Source organism: Paenibacillus sp. FSL H3-0321 (assembly GCF_038002865.1).
Classification (GTDB): Bacteria; Bacillota; Bacilli; order Paenibacillales; family Paenibacillaceae; genus Paenibacillus_AQ.
The window spans coordinates 7,539,436-7,560,951 of the sequence record NZ_JBBODH010000001.1; the positions used below are offsets into that span (position 1 = coordinate 7,539,436).

16 protein-coding genes are annotated in these 21,516 nt (G+C 51.0%); 15 read left to right on the top strand and 1 reads right to left on the bottom strand.

Features of this window, described 5'->3' with window-relative positions; all coding sequences use genetic code 11:
- Positions 1–131: 131 nt before the first annotated feature.
- Positions 132–344, bottom strand: coding sequence for a hypothetical protein (locus MHI45_RS33340; RefSeq protein ID WP_076111351.1), 213 nt, complete (start codon positions 342–344; stop codon positions 132–134).
- 241 nt (positions 345–585) lie between these two features.
- On the opposite strand from MHI45_RS33340, the gene MHI45_RS33345 reads away from it, so the two are divergent.
- The 15 genes from MHI45_RS33345 to MHI45_RS33415 all read left to right on the top strand — a co-directional run bounded on the left by MHI45_RS33345 (position 586) and on the right by MHI45_RS33415 (position 21,489).
- Complete coding sequence (locus MHI45_RS33345) at positions 586–1,947, top strand: ABC transporter substrate-binding protein (protein WP_076111352.1); 1,362 nt, start codon at positions 586–588, stop codon at positions 1,945–1,947.
- A 145-nt stretch (positions 1,948–2,092) separates the two neighbouring features.
- Positions 2,093–3,046, top strand: a complete 954-nt coding sequence (locus MHI45_RS33350; RefSeq protein WP_076111353.1) for a carbohydrate ABC transporter permease — start codon at positions 2,093–2,095, stop codon at positions 3,044–3,046.
- Positions 3,043–3,906, top strand: a complete 864-nt coding sequence (locus MHI45_RS33355; protein WP_076111354.1) for a carbohydrate ABC transporter permease — start codon at positions 3,043–3,045, stop codon at positions 3,904–3,906. Before MHI45_RS33350 ends, MHI45_RS33355 begins: the two co-directional genes overlap by 4 nt.
- Positions 3,907–3,991: 85 nt before the next feature.
- Positions 3,992–5,716, top strand: a complete 1,725-nt coding sequence (locus MHI45_RS33360) for a cache domain-containing sensor histidine kinase (protein WP_076111355.1) — start codon at positions 3,992–3,994, stop codon at positions 5,714–5,716.
- 38 nt (positions 5,717–5,754) lie between these two features.
- Positions 5,755–7,101, top strand: a complete 1,347-nt coding sequence (locus MHI45_RS33365; protein WP_076111356.1) for an ABC transporter substrate-binding protein — start codon at positions 5,755–5,757, stop codon at positions 7,099–7,101.
- Between the two features lie 17 nt (positions 7,102–7,118).
- Positions 7,119–8,714 (top strand): response regulator, encoded by a 1,596-nt coding sequence (locus MHI45_RS33370; protein ID WP_076111357.1) that lies wholly within the window; start codon positions 7,119–7,121, stop codon positions 8,712–8,714.
- Between the two features lie 225 nt (positions 8,715–8,939).
- The gene (locus MHI45_RS33375; protein ID WP_256718136.1) at positions 8,940–10,127 is read left to right on the top strand and encodes an MFS transporter; all 1,188 of its coding nucleotides are present in this window, start codon (positions 8,940–8,942) and stop codon (positions 10,125–10,127) included.
- Between the two features lie 133 nt (positions 10,128–10,260).
- Positions 10,261–11,325: a fatty acid desaturase gene (locus MHI45_RS33380; protein WP_038590765.1), complete on the top strand. Its 1,065-nt coding sequence runs from the start codon at positions 10,261–10,263 to the stop codon at positions 11,323–11,325.
- Positions 11,326–11,488: 163 nt separating this feature from the next.
- Positions 11,489–12,625, top strand: coding sequence for a sensor histidine kinase (locus MHI45_RS33385; protein WP_076111382.1), 1,137 nt, complete (start codon positions 11,489–11,491; stop codon positions 12,623–12,625).
- Positions 12,625–13,227, top strand: a complete 603-nt coding sequence (locus MHI45_RS33390) for a response regulator transcription factor (RefSeq protein ID WP_076111358.1) — start codon at positions 12,625–12,627, stop codon at positions 13,225–13,227. The genes MHI45_RS33385 and MHI45_RS33390 overlap by 1 nt, the downstream gene beginning before the upstream one ends.
- 251 nt (positions 13,228–13,478) lie before the next feature.
- Entirely contained in the window at positions 13,479–14,918 is a 1,440-nt protein-coding gene (locus MHI45_RS33395; protein WP_341118640.1) for an SWIM zinc finger family protein, read from the top strand.
- A 51-nt stretch (positions 14,919–14,969) separates the two neighbouring features.
- Entirely contained in the window at positions 14,970–16,808 is a 1,839-nt protein-coding gene (locus tag MHI45_RS33400; RefSeq protein WP_341118641.1) for a HEAT repeat domain-containing protein, read from the top strand.
- A gap of 23 nt (positions 16,809–16,831) precedes the next feature.
- Complete coding sequence (locus tag MHI45_RS33405; RefSeq protein ID WP_076111361.1) at positions 16,832–17,935, top strand: AAA family ATPase; 1,104 nt, start codon at positions 16,832–16,834, stop codon at positions 17,933–17,935.
- Positions 17,935–20,277 (top strand): DUF5682 family protein, encoded by a 2,343-nt coding sequence (locus MHI45_RS33410; protein WP_341119140.1) that lies wholly within the window; start codon positions 17,935–17,937, stop codon positions 20,275–20,277. Before MHI45_RS33405 ends, MHI45_RS33410 begins: the two co-directional genes overlap by 1 nt.
- The gene (locus MHI45_RS33415) at positions 20,278–21,489 is read left to right on the top strand and encodes a VWA domain-containing protein (RefSeq protein ID WP_341118642.1); all 1,212 of its coding nucleotides are present in this window, start codon (positions 20,278–20,280) and stop codon (positions 21,487–21,489) included.
- Positions 21,490–21,516 lie beyond the last annotated feature (27 nt).

The window sequence follows — 21,516 nt, forward strand, 5'->3', positions numbered from 1 at the left end:
TAGTGTCTCCCTGCCTGTCAATCTATACTCAATACTATTGTTAATTTCCGTCGTAATGTTGGTTGCCCCAAAGCTGTCGCCGGATGCGTCTCTACGAGATACAGTTCCTCTCCATTCTCAAAATATTTGAGCTAGGGTCTGACCTCAAAAAATTGGCAGCTCCGCCGGGAATAGTAGGTTAAATCGCTGACCCGCGACTGGATGACAACATCCGAATCTGTAAAGCGGACAACCGTCGCTCCGGAATTCACCAGATGATCGTCTTGAAAGACGCGCACAGGCAGCTTGCGGTCAACGGCTTCCTGTAAATCACTGTCTGTCAGTAAAGGGCGGTTGATGGGCATGAAAGGTACTCTCCTTTGATGGGTGAATAATTGCTTGAAATAAAACCAGTATACCTGTGCAGAGGATAGAAATCCAATGCTTCCAATCGGGAGGCGGCTGTGGAAATGGGCGTATTAGAACCGGAATTTACCATATCGTAATTATTTCCACCTCAAATCGGAAGTTTGCCTCCTCAAAAAAAGATTTCTCCTACTGTACACTAAGACTTGTAAGAGAAACCTTTGAGAGGGGTACAGAGGAATGAAAAAAGCAAAGAATCTGGCGTTGACACTTGCTTCAATTATGCTCGTTGGTTCACTGGCAGCATGCGGAGGTAACAACAACGCTGAAAACAACACTGCAAAAAATAATGCAGGTAACAACGCTAAAAGTACAAATGCGCCGGCAACTGAAGGAGATAAAACGGAACCGGCTGAGAAGGTTGAGCTTTCATTCTGGACACTTGGCAGTGTTAACTATGAAGAGCTGGCGAAAGAATACACCAAGGAACATCCGAACGTTACAATCAAAATTCAGAACACCGGTGACCAGACTGCCCACCACAACAATCTGACAACTGCGTTGTCGGCGAATTCGGGAGCTCCTGATATTTTCCAACTTGAAATCGGTTTCATGGAACGTTTCCTGGGTGCTCAGGATAAATTCTACAACCTGAATGATCTGGGAGCAAAAGATATTCAAGCCAATTATCTCGACTGGAAATGGAAGCAAGCCTCCTCTGTTGACGGCAGCTTCCAGCTCGGACTTCCAACGGATATCGGTCCTACCGTTGTCTACTACCGCACGGATTTGGCTGAAGCAGCGGGACTGCCAAGCGATCCGGAAGGGTTCGGTGCTGCTATTGACTCATGGGATAAGCTCGCTACTGTAGCGAAAACCTTCAAGGACAAAACCGGTAAATACTTCTCTGACTTAACAGATCTGACGTATAACGCACTCCGCGACCAATCTCCTGATGAAATCTACTTCAGCAAAGCTGACGGCAAATTCATCGGAGATACCAATCCGCAAGTGAAAAAAGCTTACGATTTCACCGTTAAAGGCATTCAGGAAGGCTGGGTCAGCAATATGCTGCTGTGGTCTCCTGAGTGGGGTCAAGGCATGACCGACGGATCGTTCGCCGTAGTTATGGGTCCTGCATGGATGGCCGGCTATATTAAGACCAACGCTCCTGATTCTGCCGGTAAATGGAAAATTGCTCAGCTGCCCGAAGGTGCCGGAAACTGGGGCGGTTCGTTCATCACCCTTCCTAAGGAAGGCAAGCATCCGAAGGAAGCTTATGATTTCATTCAATGGCTCGTCAACAAGGACAATCAGCTCGAATCGTTCAAAGCTAAGGGTCTGATGCCTTCCATTCCTGCACTGTATGAAGATCCGGCATTCGTAGATTTCAAAGATGACTTCTTCGGCGGCCAACAAATCGCAGTTGAATTTGGTAAGGCGGCTAACCGTGTTAAACCGGTATACTACGGACCGCTGCATGACCAAACCGATACCTTCTTCAAGAACGCGCTGAAGAACGTAATTGAGAAAAAAGCCGACCCTGCCAAAGAGTGGGATGAAGCAGTTAAACAAGCGAAAACCCTTGAGGAACGCAGCTAAGCATTTCAATAAGGAAATGATGCCTGTAATGCCGGATTCATGGAGAGCCGCACTCTCTGTGAGTCCGGTTTTAGTGAAATAGGAAGACTTAATCATCGATCAAGACTCCTATCGGAGTTTTTGCTATATTCCCTGGAGGTGTGACATGGCTGAACCCGTAATTACGAGTCCACATGCCGAGAGCAAACGCCCTTTTTTAACTGAACAAAGACGGAGCCGCATCACTGCTTATACATTTATTTCTCCGTTCTTTATTCTGTTCTCGATATTTGGACTGTACCCGATCTTCTTTACGTTTTATTTATCTTTCTTTAAGTGGGACGCGCTCAATCCGATGAAATTCGTCGGGATGAAGAACTACGATCTGGTCACAAGCGACCCGACCTTTTGGATTTCCTTCACCAATACGCTGATTATGGGACTGATGGGCACGTTGCCGCAGGTGTTTCTGGCGCTGCTGCTCGCAGTGCTGCTGCATTCAGGAATGACGCGGTTTAAGAAAACCTTCCGTATTCTGTATTTCATGCCCAATATTACGTCGATTGTGGCTGTTACGCTTGTATTCAGCACCTTGTTCGGCAACAACGGGATGATCAACTGGATGCTGAACGGGCTTGGACTGGACAGCATGGCATTCAACTCCGGCTGGTGGGGCGTAAAGATTGCCATCTCCACCATGGTTATGTGGCGCTGGACGGGCTATAACGCGATCATCTTCCTGTCGGGCCTGCAGAGCATACCGATGGATCTGTACGAGTCCGCGCGGATTGACGGTGCGAACAGAAGACAGCAGCTGTTTTCCATCACACTGCCGCTCCTCAAGCCATTCATTATTTTCGTATCCCTCCAATCTACGATTGGTGCGCTGCAGCTCTTCACAGAGCCATATGTATTCTTGGGCCAATCCGGTACCGGATCAACCCGCCAGGAAGGGATTACAATGGTTACTTATTTATACAGCGAAGCATTCCGCAACGGATTCTTCGGTACGGCGGCGGCTACGGCGGTTATGCTGTTCCTCGTCACTATTCTATTCTCCATCCTTAATATGCTGATTAGCAGAGGCACAGGCGGAGAGTCTAGGAGGAGAAAAGCGTGAGCACATTGCGAATTTTCAGAAAAAAACCGGATGACCTCGGTTTCTTCGGTAAGTTGGGGTTTTATTTCCTGCTCATTCTCGGAGCATTAATCTCTGTCTTTCCGTTCTATTGGATGTTTGTTGTAGGAACCAATGACAAGGGAGCCGTGTTCCATAAGCCACCTTTGTTAACCATCGGTGACCAGTTCTTCGACAACTTCAGCAGAGTGCTGGAACGGTCGGATATCTTCCTGGCTCTCGGGAACTCGCTGTTCGTCTCGTCCATGGTCACGATTTCGGTTGTGTTCTTCTGTACCCTGGCCGGCTATGCATTTGCCAAATATGAGTTTCCGCTAAAGAACATGCTATTTGTGTTCGTCATCGCTACGCTGATTGTTCCCCAGCAGCTGGGTGTAATTCCGACTTATGTTATTATGTCCAAACTGCACTGGATCGACAGCTTCAAGGCGCTTATTGTGCCTGCGATGGTCAATGCCTTCGGGATCTTCTGGATGCGCCAGTATATCTCCTCGGCGGTGCCTACCGAACTGATCGAAGCAGGACGGATTGACGGAGGCGGACATTTCCGGATCTTCTGGAAGATTGCTGTTCCTGTCATTACTCCGGCAATGGCTACGCTTGGCATACTTAACTTTATGACGGTATGGAACGACTTCTTCTGGCCGCTCGTCGTCCTGAAGAATAAAGAGCATTTTACCATTCAGATCGCGCTGCAGCAGTTGTTCAGTGCACGTGATGGTCTTGACTATGGGATGATTATGTCGGCAACCTTTACGGCCACACTTCCGCTGCTCGTCGTCTTCCTGTTCTTCAGCCGTTGGGTAATTGCCGGTCTGACCTCAGGCGCAATCAAAAGCTAAACTGGTTTTTAATGTTAAACAAGGAAATAGGGAGTACCGTGAAGAATAATAATGGGCAGAGACAGCAGGAGGAAGGGAAAGGCATATGAAGCTCCGCCGCAAAATCTTGTTCGCTATTATTCTTCTCGTGTTCATTCCTGTGATCGTGATGGGGATTGTTACGTATGCGAATTTTTCCAGTGCCATGGAGAAGAAATCAAGCAATTTTTACTGGATTTCACTTCTGGAGACAGACCGCAAGCTTAAGTTTGCACTCAGCGAAATCTCATACATTACAAATTCGGCTATTATTTCGCCAAAAATTCAGGAAACGCTCAAACAGCCGAATTTTGTACTGACCTACGACATTAAGCAGGACATTAACAACTTGTTGATCAATCATCCGATGATCACTTCTTTCAGTCTTTACGGCAAGGATCGCCTCATCTATCAGTACAATGCCCCTATGCCCTTCAATGAGATGCGCCATCAGAACTGGTACCGCGCGATGGAGGAAGCGGAGGGCCGGCCGGTATGGTCGGGACCCGGAGAGAATGGTTCGGAAGCTACCGGCAATCCGGTACTGGTGCAGTCCAGAATTATCAAGGATTCTTATTCTCTGGAGGATATCGGTTATCTGGTCGTTTACGTTAAGCCGGATTTGCTTGACCAAATTTTCTGGGAAGCTGCAACACTGAAGAAAGGGGATATTCTGCTGGTCAACAAGCAGGGGAATATCGTCTTTAACAAATCCGGTGAGCATATCGGGCAACAAACTCATTTTCCTTTTCTGCAGGAGGGTTACGCCCAGGCTCAGGATTATTACATTGACAACTATCAAGGAGAGAAATCACTGATTACTTTCCTTCCTTCTCATAATTTGGACTGGAATTTGGTGGCCATCACTCCCATGAATCTGATTTCCTCGGAATCGGACTCTATTCGCAATCTTGCCATCATTCTATCCACAGTATCGCTGCTGTCCGCCTTTTTGTTTGACCGCTATTTCATCCGAAGGCTTGTGCGCAGCATTAACAGCGCGGTCAACGGTATGAAGCGGGTCAAGCAAGGAATCTTCACTCCGATCACGACACCTTTGCGCTCAGATGATGAAAGCGATCTCTTGATTGACGGCTTTAACCGGATGAGCTCGCAGATCAGCGAACTCATTGAGCAGGTGCAAACCGAGCAGGGCCGCAAAAAGGAAGCGGAAATGCAGGCACTGATGGCGCAGATTAACCCGCATTTTATTTATAATTCACTGGAATCCATCAATTCTATGGCGGTGCTGGCGGGGAACAGGGATATCAGCAAAATGGTCATTTCTCTCGGCAGGCTGCTGCGGATCAGCATCAGCCAGAATCAGGAGCTGATTCCGCTGCAAATGGAGTTTGAGCATGTCCGCCACTATCTGGATATTCAGAAATTCCGTTTTGAAGACAAATTCTCTTACGCTATTGACTTGCCCGATACCCTCAGAAATGTGATGACCCAGAAGCTGATTGTTCAGCCGATAGTGGAAAACGCGCTATATCATGCCATTGAGCAGATGGAAGAGCATGGGGTGATCACCATCGGTGCACAAGAGACAGGTAAAGATATTATTATCATCGTCAAGGATAACGGTCCGGGCTTCGATCTGGCCACACTGATGAGCCTATGGAATACAGAGCACAGCAATCCGAAGAAGTACAGCGACAGCGGAGTAGGCCTGAAGAATGTGCATGAGCGCCTGAACATCCGTTTCGGCAATCCTTATGGTATCCTCGTTTGTTCGTCCCCTGGATTCGGTTCGACAATCTGTATCCGTATTCCCAAAATCCAGCCATGAAAATAAGCGAAAACGGGATGAAAGAGGGGCGAGGAGCTGTGAAATGGGTGATGAAATGGGGCTGGATACTGCTCTATATCCTGCTTATGGCCGGAGCGGTATTATTTATAAATTTTGGCAACAGGGAGCCGATTGAAGATAACTCTCCAGAGAAGATTACGCTGACCTTCCGACATTTCTGGATAAAGGAGCATGACAAGCCGCTGCTTGCAATATATGAAGAGGTCGTTCAGGAATATCAGAAGGAACATCCCAACGTCAAAGTGAATTTCGAGGGACTCGACCAGACGATTCACCGTGAGCAGAAGCTGAAAAACGAGATGGTCACGGGTACACCGCCGGATATGTTCGTGCTGTTCGGCGGTGCGGAGATTGAGCCGTATGTCCGCTCCAACCGGTTGATGGATCTGACTGATTTTGTGCAGGAGAACGGGCTGAAGAACCAATTCAGTGATCTGCATCTATGGACCTTCAACCAGCATATCTACGGATTGCCGATTGAGGGAAATGCCGAGCCGCTGTATTTCAACAAAACGCTGTTCAGCAAGCTGGGCATCAAAATTCCCGGGACGGTTGCTGAACTGGATGTTGCGATTAAGACGCTAAAGAAAGCAGGGTATATCCCGTTTGCTCTCGGCAATGAAGACCGCTGGCCTGCCGGGATATTCGCCCATTATTTAATGGACCGGTATGCCGGACCGGAGCTGATTCAGAAGCTGGTTACCGGGGAGGACGGGAGTACCTTTCAGAATAATTTGTATTCCCAGGCTTTTCAGCATCTGGAGCAGTGGATTGAGGAGGAGGCATTCAGCGCCAAATCCAATGATTTATCGACGGAGAATGCGGTCCGTTTATTTACAAGCGGCAAGGCTGCGATGTATTTGAACGGTAACTGGGATATTAATCTGTTCTCGGGAGACACGGCTCCGGCAGATTTTCAGAATCAGGTAGGCGTGATTCCTTTTCCCGCTCTGAACCAAGGGACAGAACCGTCCATCGCGGGAGGTTATACGATAGGAATCGGTCTCTCCTCCAGCCTGAGCGGAAGTAAGCGGGAAGCGGCGCTGGAGCTGATGAAAGCATTCTATACAAAAGAGATTCAGACACAGATTGTGTATGAGGGATTAAGAATACCTTCGATGCGGATCACCATTGATCCGGATAAGACAGGACCGGTATTCGCTCAGGTAATGGCTATGATGGAGGATAATCACCAGAGCTTTGTTCCGTACGACAACCTGCTGTCTCCAGAAGTGAAGAAGACCTTCCTCAGTGTCATCGAGGAGATGATCGGCGGAGGGATGCAGGCTGACGAGGCACTCGCGCAGCTGCAATCCGCTTCGGAACAATACTGGAATCTGATACAAAGTTCTACAGTTCAATAAACCTGGGGGTGCCGGTAATGACTGCACGGCAAGAGAAATACAAAGTGCTGCTAGTGGATGATGAGCCGATTATTCTGCGAAGCTTGAAGGTGGCGATTCCCTGGGATGAGCTGGGACTTGAGATTGCGGGAGAGGCCAGAAATGGTGAAGTGGCGCTGCGGCTGATTGAAGAGAAAGCGCCGCAGATCATCATCAGTGATATACGCATGCCTGTCATCGATGGTATCGCCCTGATGAAAGAGGTGCTGCCCCGCAGCTCCAAGCTGATCTTTATTTTTATCAGCGGCTATGGGGAGTTCGAATATGCGCGTGATGCGCTGCGGCTCGGGGCATTTGATTATTTGCTGAAGCCGATTGACCATGATGAATTAACGGAGATGCTGACCCGGGCGAAGGTAAAACTGGATAAACAGAAGGAGAACGAGCAGTTGATGCTCTCTGTACAAATGCTGTCGACGCTCGCAAGGGAGCGGATGTTTGCGGAGTTCACGCTCGGCAATTCGCGGCCTTTGCAGCATTTAAAATGGCTGGAGAACAGCGAGCTGGAGGGCGAATATTTCATGGCTGTCGTCAGGCTTGACGATTATGCGGCCCTTGCTGCAAGATGGAGCGCAGAGGAGAAGCATCTCTGGTTGTTCGCAATCCGCAATATCCTTGAAGAGTGGTCAATGGATAATGGCGCGCTTTCTGTGTTCCCGTTCTACAATGGAGAATGGGTGCTGCTCTTTCCTGGAAGGCTCGGGGAAGGCAAAAGAGAGCTTGGCGAGAAGTTGGTTGCTGATATTAAAAGGTACTCCAAGCTGGCCTGCTCGGTAGGGATTAGCCGCAGCACGCAGGGGATCGATCAATTGAGCACCGTATATCCGCTTGCAGCCAAGGCGCTGTTCCAGCGCTTCTATTCCGGCCAGGCAGGCGTGTTTATTGAAGAGGAGACACCGGATACAGGCGGCAGGGACGTAAAGTATCCGAAGGAGCTTGAGGTTTCGCTGATCGAAAGCATCCGCACGCTGAACATGGAGCGGATGCTGGTGCTGTTCGATGAAATGGCCATCTTTATTGAAGCCCAGGCGCTGTCCAAGGAGCTGGCCGAACGGATCATCATCGAGATGGTTGTTGTGCTGTACAGGCAATTTGAGAACCTGAACATGCAGCCGGACTGGTCGCTGGAGGGGCTGCTTGGCAAACTGCACGGCCTGGGTACCCTGACGGCAATGATTAACGTGCTGAAGCAGGAATTTCGCGAGTGGATGCTGGAGAGCAACAAAGTGATGGCCCGTGAAGATGGACGCAGCGTTGTTGAGAAAGCCAAACGTTATATTGAAGACAATTATCATAAAGATCTCAGTATTGAAGAGCTGTCGGAGGTAGCCGGTTTGAGCATCAGCCATTTCTGCACGTTATTTAAGCAAATATCCGGTTACACCTTTCTTGAATTCGTTACCAACTGCCGGATGGAAAAGGCCAAATATATTTTGCAGAACAGCAATGTAAAGGTCTACCAGGTAGCTCCGCTCGTCGGCTATCAGGACCCCCGTTATTTTACACAGGTGTTCAAGAAAGCGACCGGCAAGACGCCGACAGAGTACCGCGAGGAATATACGAAGCAGGCATAGTAGCTTGGGGGCAATTTCCGGAACACTTGGTAAAGCGCAGCAACGATTTGAATTCTATTTGAGAAGTGCACAGATCTCTCTGTGCGCTTTTTTTTACGTTTACAATAGATAGATTAGATAAATATCTAATTAAATATAGACAAAATAATAAAACGTCTATATATTAATAAACGAGAGCTCTCGATGTTTATAATTTTATGTTTATTTTTTATGGAGGGGAACCTAGTGTTAGGTAATAAAGTTGTACGAACAATTATTGCATCCAGAGTGTTGCTTCAGCTTGGAGTATGGGTGCGCAATTTCGCGATACTCTTGTATGTGACGGAGATAACGGGCAATGATCCGTTTTACGTATCGCTGATTTCTGTAGCTGAATTTGCACCGATTTTTTTATTTGCTTTGATCGGTGGTACGTTTGCGGACCGGTGGCGTCCGAAGAAAACGATGATTCTAAGCGACGGGTTATCCGCATTATCAGTGTTTGCAGTGCTTCTTGTGGTCTTAACAGGATCATGGAGAGCCTTGCTGCTGGCTACCTTTGTCTCGGCGGTACTGTCGCAATTCTCACAGCCTTCCGCAATGAAGCTGTTTAAGCAGCATGTTCCCGAAGAACAGCTACAGGGTGTGATGGCCGTCTTCCAGTCGCTGACCGCTTTTTTTATGGTGATTGGCCCGATGATCGGTGCTTTTATATATGAACACTATGGTATTGAAACTTCACTTACGATCATGGGAGTCATGTTTATCGGTTCGGCGCTGATTCTGGGGCTGCTGCCTAAGGATGTGCCGGATGAGGCAGCCGGGGAGCGTAAGGGGATTGCCACGGAAATAATAGCAGGACTGCATTATGTGCACTCCAGCGCGATATTGAGAAATCTGGGAATTTCGTTTGCATTTGCCGGGCTGGGAGCAGGGCTTATTCAGCCTCTGGGTGTATTTGTGATGATTGAGAATCTGGGCAAGGACAGCAGCTTCCTGCAATGGATGATGGTGGTTAACGGAGCTGCAATGCTGCTGGGCGGGACACTTGTTATAGGAATCGGCAAAAAGGTAAAGCCGCAAATACTGCTGGCAGCTGGGCTGCTCATGAGTGCCGCAGGAACCATCGGTATGGGATCGGCGCATAATGTGCTGCTCGCGATTTTGCTTCAAGCGTTAACTGGCTTCTTTTATCCTTGTGTTCATATCGGCATCAACACACTGATTCTGCAAAATACGGAGACTGCCTATATGGGCCGGGTAGGCGGAATTATGGGACCGATGTTTATGGGATTTATGGTCATCGGTATGTCCATGGCCGGATATCTGAAGGGAACATTCTCGCTGTTCGCTGTTTTCACAGGGAGCGGTGTGCTGCTCTTGATGGGTACGCTGATTTTGCTCCCGCTGCTACGGATTAGAAAGTTAGCTTAATTTGAGGGGAGTATGACATTTGTCATACTCCCTCCTTGATACTTATGACTTACGGGTATGACACTTCCTTCTCTATAATGAAGTTAGATGAATGTGACCGGAACCGGACACATCCGAGGAGGAAACAAACACGATGACTACGAAACAGACATCCCAGCTTTCCAGTTTGAAAAAAAGTGTGGCTCCCTACGAGAAAACAGACCGCAAAACAAGCGTAAGACAGCTTATTAATACACTTGGACCGCTTGTCCTGTTATGGGCGGCTGCATATTTCAGCCTGTCTGTCTCCTACTGGCTTACCCTCCTGTTTGCGATTCCGGCAGCGGGGTTTGTGATCCGGACCTTTATTATTTTTCATGACTGCTGCCACGGTTCGTTCTTCAAAAGCCGTAAAGCCAACGATATCATAGGCACGATCACGGGAGTATTAACCTTGGTGCCTTATCGCCAGTGGAAACACAGTCATTCCATCCATCACGCCGGAAGCAGCAATCTTGAGAAAAGAGGCATTGGCGATATCTGGATTATGACAGTTGAAGAATATGAGGCTGCCAAGCCTTTGAAACGTTTATATTACCGGATTTACCGCAACCCGCTGGTGATGTTTGTAGCTGGACCTATCGTCGTTTTCCTGATCCAATACCGTTTTAATGCCAAAGGGGCAAGACGTAAGGAGCGGATGAATACTTATCTGACTAACATTTTGATCGCAGCGCTTTATAGTGGTTTGATTTTGGCCATCGGCTGGCAGGCATTTCTGCTGGTACAGCTGCCGATCGTATTTGTCTCAGGCTTTCTCGGCATCTGGTTATTTTATGTACAGCATCAGTTCGAGGATTCGTATTTTGAGCATGAGGACGAATGGAGTTATGTAAGTGCCGCCGTAGAAGGCAGCTCTTACTACAAACTGCCGAGACTTTTACAGTGGATCACTGGGAATATCGGGTTTCACCATGTCCATCATTTAAGTCCGAAGGTGCCGAATTATAATCTGGAGCTGGCCCATAATGCCACTCCGCCGCTGCAAAAAGCGACAACGATCACGATTGGCAGCAGCTTGAAGGCCCTTCATTTCCGTCTGTGGGATGAAGAGAATAGAAGATTTGTAGGCTTTAAGGAGATCAAGGCAAGACTGCGGGAGCCGAAGCCGGCTGTGGAAGCGTTAAAGGTACGCAAACCCGGACTTCAAGGCGAATGAGAGCCATCCTTATCTTTTAAATGACACTGTAACAGGAGAGGAAGCCAGAACCGCTGAACGCTGACCGGTGCTGAGCTTTCTCTTTTTTGTTGCGGGTTGCCGGTTGCTGCAAGGTTTATGCTAAAATGGAGGTACAATATTGCTGGCAAAAAGGATGGCTAACATGCAGAAGTGGCACCATATATTCCATAAAAGTACAGGTCTGAGCCCTTATGTATGGGTCATTTTTTACATTCTTCCCTTCTATTTTATCTTCCGTTCGTCCTCGATGGACCGGTGGGTATACGGAATTCTCATGATCATTGTATTTTTTGCCTGTTATGTCCTAGCCTTCAAATCAACGGGCTGGGTGGTCTACTTCTGGACAAGTGTGCAGATTATTGTTTCTATAACGATGACCTTGCTGTTCGGGTATATGTATTTTGCATTGTTCCTGGCTTTTTTTATCGGGAATATCCAGAAGCGGGTCGGATTCTTTACGCTGTATTCAATTCACCTGCTGACCACGATTATCGCCATCAACTATGAACTGATTACACGCAATCCGGTATTCATCTCCCAGCTCCCTTTTGTCCTAGTGAGTATGATTGCGGTGGTCCTGCTGCCTGCTACAACGTATAACCGCAACAATCAGGATAAGCTGGAGGTCCAACTGGAGGATGCTAATAAACGGATCTCTGAACTCGTCATCATGGAGGAACGCCAGCGGATCTCCCGTGATCTGCATGATACACTGGGACAAAAGCTGTCGCTCATCGGACTCAAGAGTGATCTGGCCGGCAAGCTGATCAACAAAAATCCGGCACAGGCTATCGTCGAAATTAACGATGTCCGCCAGACAGCGCGAACAGCGCTCAAAGAAGTCCGTGAAATGATTACACAGATGAGGGGCATCCGGCTTGAAGACGAGCTGGTGCGGATCAAGCAGCTCCTGCAGGCTGCGGAAATTGAGTTCGAGCTGGAAGGCAGTCCCAAGCTGAAGAATACTTCACTAATTACGGAAAATGTGCTGAGCATGTGTATTAAGGAAGCGGTAACGAATGTGGTAAAGCACAGCGGTGCCACGGTCTGCAAAATTCTCATTGAACCCTCGCGCGTAGATTTGGTTGTTAAGATACAGGATAACGGCAAGGGAATTGAGGGGACTTCTCTATTTTATAAGGGCCATGGAATGCAGGGAATTCAAGAGAGGCTGGAATTTGTAAACGGTTTGTTGGACATTGTGAAGGACGGAGGGACAACGATTGTCATTAAAGTACCCACAGTCATCCAGCAGACGGAACGGGAGGCGAATCACTGATGATCAAAATTGTAATTGCTGAAGATCAGCGCATGCTGCTTGGCGCCCTGGCTTCATTGCTCGATCTGGAAGAGGATATGAAAGTGGTGGGCCGGGCAGCTAATGGTGAAGAGGCTGTAAAGCTGGTCCAGCAGCTCAAACCGGATATCTGCATCATGGATATCGAAATGCCGGCAATGACCGGACTTGAGGCGGCGGAGGCGCTGAAGCAATCCGGCTGCAAAATCATGATTCTGACCACCTTTGCCCGGGCCGGATATTTCGAGCGCGCCGTTAAATCTGGCGTAAATGCCTATTTGCTGAAAGACAGCCCCAGTGAAGAGCTGGCTCTCTCGATCCGCAGCGTTATGGCTGGCAAACGGATGTATGCGCCGGAGCTTATGGACGAAGCTTACAGCAACGAGGCCAATCCCCTGACCCAACGGGAGAAGGAAGTACTGGGACTGATTGCCGACGGCAAAAATACGAAGGAAATCGCGAGCCAGCTGTACATTACGACCGGTACGGTCCGCAATTATATTTCGGTTATTCTCGACAAGCTCGATGTGGGCAACCGGATTGAAGCGATTACTAGGTTCAAGGAAAAAGGCTGGTTCAAATGAGGATCACTGGGGGACTTTCGGAGTCACCCTATTTTTTTGCTCATTTCCCGGGATTTCATCTGCAGAGGTGGGACGATTTTACTATTTTTGCCACGGATGAGGGATTGCCATTGGAACAGCAAACCATTTTTGTTAAGATAAATGCAAACATGTGATCTTATCCGTGTTAATTGGTTAATAGAAGATATATCCAATTGTTTGCTTGATATCTTTCGATTTATTATGCTATCTCATTTGGGGAGGAAACTGATTTGCCTGAACTGACATCATCGTATGTAGATTCGCTCGCACCCAACGCCGCTGCCATGAAGAATGGTCAGGGGCTGGTGAAGAAGAAAAGCTTCGTGCAGTTGAACCGTTCGGAGAACGGGGAATTGCTGTTCGGGCAGTGCTCGGGAAGCGGCAAAACGCCTTATGAGTGCTCTGCGGACTTCGTTGTGCCGGATAAGCCGGTGTTCCGCTGCACCTGCCCCAGCCGGCAGTTCCCCTGCAAGCATGCGCTGGGCCTGCTGTATGCCTATGCCGAGGGTCAGCCTTTCACAATAGCTGATGTACCCGAGGACATCTCTGCCAAACGCGAGAAGGCCGAGAAACGTGAAGAGAACAAGGTGAAGCAAGCTGCCGAAGGCGGGGAAGCTAAGCCTAAGAAAGTTAATAAATCTGCGCTGAAGAAAAAGATCAACGCTCAGCTTGAAGGGCTTGACCTGCTGGAGAAGCTGGTCCTGTCGCTTATCCGCAGCGGATTGTCGACCATTGACAGCAAAACGCTGAAGACGATTAAAGAACATGTGAAGCAGCTTGGCAATTATTATTTGTCAGGAGCACAGATTGAACTGCGCCGGTTCGCGCTGCTGCTGGATGAAGGCCGTGACCGTGAAGAGAGTTATACATATGCGATGGAGCAGTTGACACGGCTTCATGCTTTTATTAAGAAAGGGCGGGCTTATCTGACCGCGAGGAGTGAGGATCCCGAGCTTGCCCTGGATCATGAATCTACTATTGATGAATGGCTCGGACATGCCTGGCAGTTGTCTGAACTGAAGGAATACGGACTGGTGAAGGAAGAGGTCGAGCTTCTGCAATTAGCCTTCCACAGCTACGATGATCTTGCCCGTCAGGAATATGTCGACCTTGGCTACTGGCTGGAAACGAACAGCGGAGAGATTCACCGGACGGTATATTATCGCCCTTACAAGGCAGCCAAACTGATGCGGGAAGAAGACAGCTTCTTTGAAGTTGGCCGGATTCCCTTGCTCTACAAATACCCCGGAGAGATGAATGCCCGGGTCCGATATGAAGAAATAACAGCGAGACCTGTTACTGAGGCTGACTTGCATCAGGTCTACAGCAAGGCTCACCGCTCTTACGCGGAGGTGCTCAAGCAAGTGAAAAATCAGCTCAAGAATCCGCTGAGTGATAAATCGCCTGTGCTGCTTCTGCATGCAGCAAGTCTTGGGATAACCGAAAGCGGCCAGTATGTCATCACAGATGAGTCCGGCAGCAGACTGGTGCTGGAGGATATCCCTTCGCTGCCTCAGGGGACGGTGGATTTATTGCCGTTTCTGCCAGCTTCCTTGCTGACGGACTGTGCCATACTTGTGATGTTCGAGCATCATTTGGATTCGGGTCGGCTGACTGCCCAACCGCTGACGATAATCAAGGATGAGGCGGTAACCCGGCTCTTGTACTGACCAATCATTGAGATCATAAACATGATTTATATACCTATAGGGGGACAGCCCATGAGTACAGCATTATTGCAAGAGCTTCACCAAGAGGTGAGAAGACTTTATATTGCCGGAAGTGATCTGGCAGCCGGAGATTTCCGGCTGAAGCGTCTGCTTCCGCAGTTTCAGCAACTCGGTGAGCGTGCTCCAGTCTTCAAGAGGCTGGGTGAGGGTATAACGGCTCTGATAGAGCCCGGCAGTACAGCGGAACCTGTATCCGCTGCAAAGCTGCAGGAGCTGACGCTGCTGCTGGAATCGGTGCTCTACACCCAGGGGGTTACGGCACCCGACGGAACTCCGGGTCCTTTGCGGGCCTTTTATTTCCCGGCGGAGACCCGGCTGCCTTACCGCAAGCTGGCCGCTGTGAGACAGGCACTGACCACGACGGGAAGCGGCAGATATGAGATCGTAATCGAAGCTTTTAAGGAAGGTGTATTTCAGGATATGCGCCTGCTTCCGCTGGCTATTGCCGCTTTGAAAGATCCTTATGCGGAGCTTGCGGAGTTTGCGGCGGCAGAGATACTTCCGTCTTACGGCCCGGCTATCGCCGAATATTTGATGGAGCACTTTAATCCGGCCGGCGGCAGAGGTGAGGTACGCAAGCTGCAGGTGATTGGCAAAGTGGGGGGAGCCGGCGTGCTCGAACAGATCTACGCAGCCGCAGAGAGCGGCAGCGATGATGTCCGGGTGGCGGCGATCGGATGTCTTGCCGGGCATGAGGCCTATATCCCGGCACTGCTGGAATGGACGGCGGACAAGAAGAAGACCATCCGGGAAGCTGCGTTTGCCGCTTTGGCAGCAGGCGGTTCCCTACAGGGCGGGGAACGTCTGCTGGAAGCATTTTCGCTGAAGAAGGACCGGGCGCTGGTGGCGGAGGCGCTCTCCAAGTGGCCTTCGGCGCGTGTTGCAGACCAGCTGTCGGTTCGATTTATGGAGGAGCTGCGTGAAGCTCCCCGGGACAACGAGGACAAGAAGAAGTCGGAAACATACTGGAATGGAATCGAACCCTACCTAACTGCTCTCCATAGCGAGCGGAATCCGCAGCTCGATGAAGCATACAGCTATGTGATTGGAGAATACACCCGTTTTATCTCGTTTGGCTGGCTGCCGCTTATCGATCAGGCGGCCTGGTACACTGAAAAGTCGGTTATCGCGGAATCGCTGGAGCTGCTGAAGGGGCTGGCGAAACAAAACATGCGCTATCTGCCGAATGTTTTCCGTGCGGCTCAGCAGCAGTTGAACCCGGAGGAATTGTACAACCAGTTCGGCGGTACGATGATGAACAAGTTGAAATCAATCGTCTCGAAGGAGGCGGCGCAGCGTGACCAGCAGCTTCTGGAAACGCTGGAGCGGCAGATTATGAATGTGGAACGGGTGGCTTACGAATCACCTTGGAGTTCTTCCAGAGACAGGCTCCAATACTCGAGAGAGATGTTGCCTGCGGAGAGAATTGCCGCAGAGTGGGACCCGCGCTGGCTGGACTGGTTCATTGACCGTGACGCACTGGAGCTGGTATGCGCCTTTGCCCAGCCGGGGCATGAGCGTGCCCGCAGCTACCTCCTGGAGAAGCTCCAGGGGCAGAAGAAACGCAGAATGCAAGAATTTATCACGAATATCTTTATTGGTCTGGAGCGTACGGATATGCAAGAGGAGGAGCGCCAGGAGCTCCTAATGTCTGTGCTGGAGAATGATCGGCTTTATAATCCTTATATCTTTGATTATTTCGTGTTCCAAATGATGCTTCGTTTTCCGGTCAGCTATATCAGCCGTATTGAAGCTATTGTTCCGGTATACAGATACGAATGCGCACAGCAGCTTGAGTATTTGCTTAACCATTTGCGGAGCCAAGAGTAAAGTCATTAGAGGGAGATGAGTATATGTCAACGGGACAAGAGCAGCTTCAGGATTACATGCGGCTGCCTGCGGAGGTATTATATCGTGAGGAGCTGGAAGCGCTGCGCAAGGAGGACAAAGGGAAGATTCCTGCCGGCTGGCAGATGTCTCCCCGGGCGGTGCTGACCTTCATAACTGGCGGCAAAGCCGGGAAAACGATCATTACACCGAAATATATCGGCAACTCAAGGTTGATTGAAATGGCGGTTGCCACCCTGGTCACTGACCGGGCGCTGCTTCTAATCGGTGAGCCGGGAACAGCCAAATCCTGGCTGTCTGAGAATCTGGCGGCGGCGATCTACGGCAACTCGGGGCTTGTTGTGCAAGGGACCGCCGGAACCAGTGAAGAGCATGTGCGTTATTCCTGGAATTATGCGATGCTCCTGGCGAACGGTCCTACACCGGAAGCGCTGGTCAAGAGTCCGATCATGCGCGCCATGGAGGACGGCGGAATCGCCCGGTTCGAGGAGATCTCCCGCTGTGCTTCCGAGGTGCAGGATGCGCTGATCTCCATTCTGTCGGAGAAGACGATCTCTGTGCCGGAACTGGGCAAGGAGGCGGGGGCCCGCAAGGGCTTCTCTATTATTGCCACAGCCAACACGCGGGACCGCGGAGTCAACGAAATGTCCGCCGCACTCAAACGGCGGTTCAATATTATTGTGCTGCCGGCGCCTTCCGATCTTGAGACGGAGCTGGCCATCGTGAAGAAGCGGGTTGCGGAAATTGCTTCTTCGTATGAGCTGCAAGCTTCCGTTCCGGCGGATGAGGCGCTCCTGAAGGTGGTTACCATCTTCCGGGAGCTGCGCAGCGGAATGACGTTAGACAAGAAGGAGAAGGTGAAGTCACCGGCTGGGGTTATCTCTACGGCAGAAGCCATTTCTCTGCTGACCAACAGTATGGCGCTGGCGGCAAGCTTCGGCAGCGGCGAGCTGACTGACGATGATCTGGCCGCCGGACTTCAGGGAGCGATTGTCAAGGATGATGACAAGGATAAACTGGTCTGGAAGGAATACCTGGACAATGTGATGAAGAAAAAAGGAGCAGAGTGGCGCGGCCTGTACCAGGCATGTAAGGAGATGAACGAGTGATTAAGGCTGCTGAAACTGGAGTGCATATTTTCGGGGTGCGGCATCTGTCACCGGGCGGCGCAAAGCATCTGCTGGAATACCTGGATCAGCTTCAGCCGACAGCGGTGCTGATCGAAGGGCCTAGCGATGCTTCCGAGGAAATCCGCCATCTGACTCATAAAGTTACGAAACCTCCGGTGGCAATTTTGGCCTTTACTGATGAGCTGCCGGTGCGTACCGTTCTCTGGCCTTTTGCCGTCTATTCTCCGGAATATCAGGGCATGAAGTGGGCTAAGGAGAATGGAGCGGAGGCGTTATTTATTGATTTGCCTTCTTCGGTAACGCTGGGCTTGCAGGATATGAAGAGACAGCAGCGGGGCAGCGGGCAGGAAGCTAAGCCCGCTGCTGTTGAAGCCGAAGAACCTTCTGCAGCAGATATGCAGGACGAAGAATCGCTCTACAGCCGGATTGCCCGGCTGGCAGGCGAGTATGATTATGACATGTACTGGGAGCGGAATTACGAGCATAATGCGAATGCCGGGGCATACCGTGCAGCGGTCCTATCCTTCTCCGCACAAATGCGTGAACTGGCGGAAGAGAAGGAGCTGCGGGAGCAGCCGTCCGAATATGCCTACAATGCGCTGCGTGAGTCTTATATGAGGCGGCAGATCAAGAAGTTGATTGCCGCCGGACATGAGCCGCAGAAGATCGTCGTCATCTGTGGTGCCTACCATGCTTCGGCTCTGGCCGATCTTACGGAGAGCATGAGTGATGAAGAACTGGCTGCGCTGCCTTCACGCAGCACGAAGCTGACGCTGATGCCTTATTCGTATTACAAGCTGTCCACGATGTCCGGCTATGGCGCGGGGAACGGGGCTCCCCATTATTTCCAAATGATGTGGGAAGCCATAGCGGCCGGGCGGCTGGAGGAACTGCCGCATCTGTACCTGTCTTCGGTGGCGCGCCGTGTACGCGGCTCCGGCACACACCGCTCAACCGCAGAGGTTATTGAAGCGGTCCGGCTGGCGGAGTCGCTGGCGTCGCTGCACGGCGGCAGTGCACCCACGCTGCGGGATCTGCGCGATGCCGCACAGACGCTTCTCGGCCACGGTGAGCTGTCGGTTGTAGCCGAAGCTCTGGCCAGAGTAGACGTTGGCACAGCCATTGGCAGCCTCGCCGAAGGGGTCAGCCAGACTCCGATTCAGGATGATCTGAACAGGCTGCTCAAACGTTATAAACTGGAGAAATACAAATCGACGGTAGCCAGTGAACTGTCCCTTGATCTCAGGGAGAACCGCAGGGTGTCAAGCGTTGAGGCGGCCTATCTGGACCTGCACCGTTCTGTGCTGTTCCACCGGCTCACTCTGCTCGGCATTTCATTTGCCAAGAACCGGCCAAGCGGTCAGGAGGGAGCTACCTGGGCTGAGCACTGGGTGATCCAGTGGTCGCCGGAGGTGGAGATACAGGTTGTAGAATCCACCCTGCTGGGAGAAACGGTGGAAGTGGCCGGAGCCTATGTGCTGCGTGAACGGCTGCAGGAATGCCGCTCTATCGCCGAAGCTTCGGCACTCATCCGTATTGCCTGCCAATGCGGCATGACTGCCCAGATGGAGGAGGCCAGCAGAGTACTGCAGAATCTGGCTGCCCTCAGCCGGGATGTAGTCGGCATCGCAGCGGCCGCCAGCGAGCTGTCGACGATTATTAGCTTTGGCGATATCCGCAAGGTGGATACCGCGCCGCTGGTACCGCTGATGGAGGAGTTGTTCCGGCGCGGCTGCCTGTTCCTGCTGGATGCCAGCGGCTGCAACGACGAAGCGGCCGGCAGTATGCTGACTGCCATCAATGAGCTGAACGGGATTTCACTTGAGCATGGCGAAACGCTGGATGAAGGTTTATGGCTGCAGGAGCTGCAGCAGCTAGCAGAGCGGGATGACCGCAATCCGCGGCTGTCCGGCTTCGCCTGCGCCATTCTGATGGAGCGGGCTGCAATTTCTGCGGAGGAAGTCGCAGCGGAAGTGTCGCGCAGATTATCTCCGGGGATACCGGCCGATCTTGGAGCCGGCTGGTTTGAAGGGCTCTCCATGCGCAACCGGTACGGACTGCTGTCGCGCATGAGCCTGTGGGAACAGCTGAACAACTATATCAATGCTCTTGCGGATGATGAATTCAAGCGTGCACTCGTTTTTCTGCGCCGGGCATTCAGCACCTTCTCTCCAAGGGAGAAAACGATGATTTCCGAGCTGCTGGGCGAGCTGTGGGGTGTGAATGTGGAGCAGGCCGCAGAGATTCTCACCGGGGAGCTGAAGGAGGAAGAGGCCAAAATGCTGGATGAGCTGAATGATTTTGACTTCGGTGACTTTTAGATGACGGCGGAGAACAGGCAGGAGAATACGGTATCCCGCTGGCGGCTGATTCTGGGTCAGGAAGCGGAAGAAGCGTTATCAGGTTATGGCGAAGGCGGCCGGCTTGCGCTGACAGAAGAGGAATTGATTATGGATGCAGCGCTTGCCGCCATCTATGATGAGACCGGTGCCGGCAGCAGCTCCGGGAATGCCGGCACCGCCAAGGGAAAAGGTGCCGGAACGGGGCGGAGCGCGGTCCACCTCTCGAAATGGCTCGGGGATGTGCGCAATTTTTTCCCGGAAGATGTAGTTTCGATTATTCAGAGCGATGCGATGGAGCGGAAGGGCTGGAAGCAGCTGCTGTTCGAGCCGGAGCTGCTGGCTGCCGTGAAGCCGGATATCAAGCTTATTGGTACCCTTTTATCGCTAAAGGGCAAGATCCCGGAAAAGACCAAAGACACAGCAAGAATGCTGGTTCAGGCACTGGTCGACGAACTGGTCAAGCTGCTGGAGACGGATATCCGCTGGGCAGTGACAGGGGCTTTGAATAAGCGGCAGCACTCTCCTCTGCCATCGCTCAGCGGGCTGGACTGGAAGCTGACAATACAGCGGAACCTGAAACATTATGACTCGGAACGGCGGATCATTATTCCCGAGCGGTTTTATTATTTTGACCGGGCGCGCCGCAGCAAAGAGTGGACGGTAATTGTTGACATTGACCAGAGCGGTTCCATGGCCGACTCCATTATCTGGGCTTCGGTCATCGGCTCGATCTTCGCCAGCATCCCGGCGCTTAACACCCGTGTAGTAGCTTTTGATACAGAGGTTGTCGATCTTACCGAACAATGCGCCAATGATCCCGTAGACATGCTGTTCGGCATTCAGCTGGGCGGCGGCACGGATATCCATAAATCGGTGAAGTACTGTGAGCAGTTCATTGAAGAGCCTAAGAAGACACTCTTTATCATCGTCTCGGATCTCTATGAGAACGGCAATCAGGCCGGGCTGGTGCGGCGGATGCGCGAGCTGCGCGAGGCGGGAGTCCGGACGATGACCCTGCTGGCTCTGTCGGATGAAGGGAAACCTTCCTATGACGAACGTCTGGCGGCTCAGCTGTCACGGGACGGAACCCCGTGTTTTGCCTGCACACCTGCGCTGCTGCCGGCACTGGTCGAAGGCGCACTGAAAGGACAGGATTTAGGCGAGCTGGCCAAACGTCTGGGAGCTTCATAATCCTACAGCGGTTTGTGGGGCAACTGT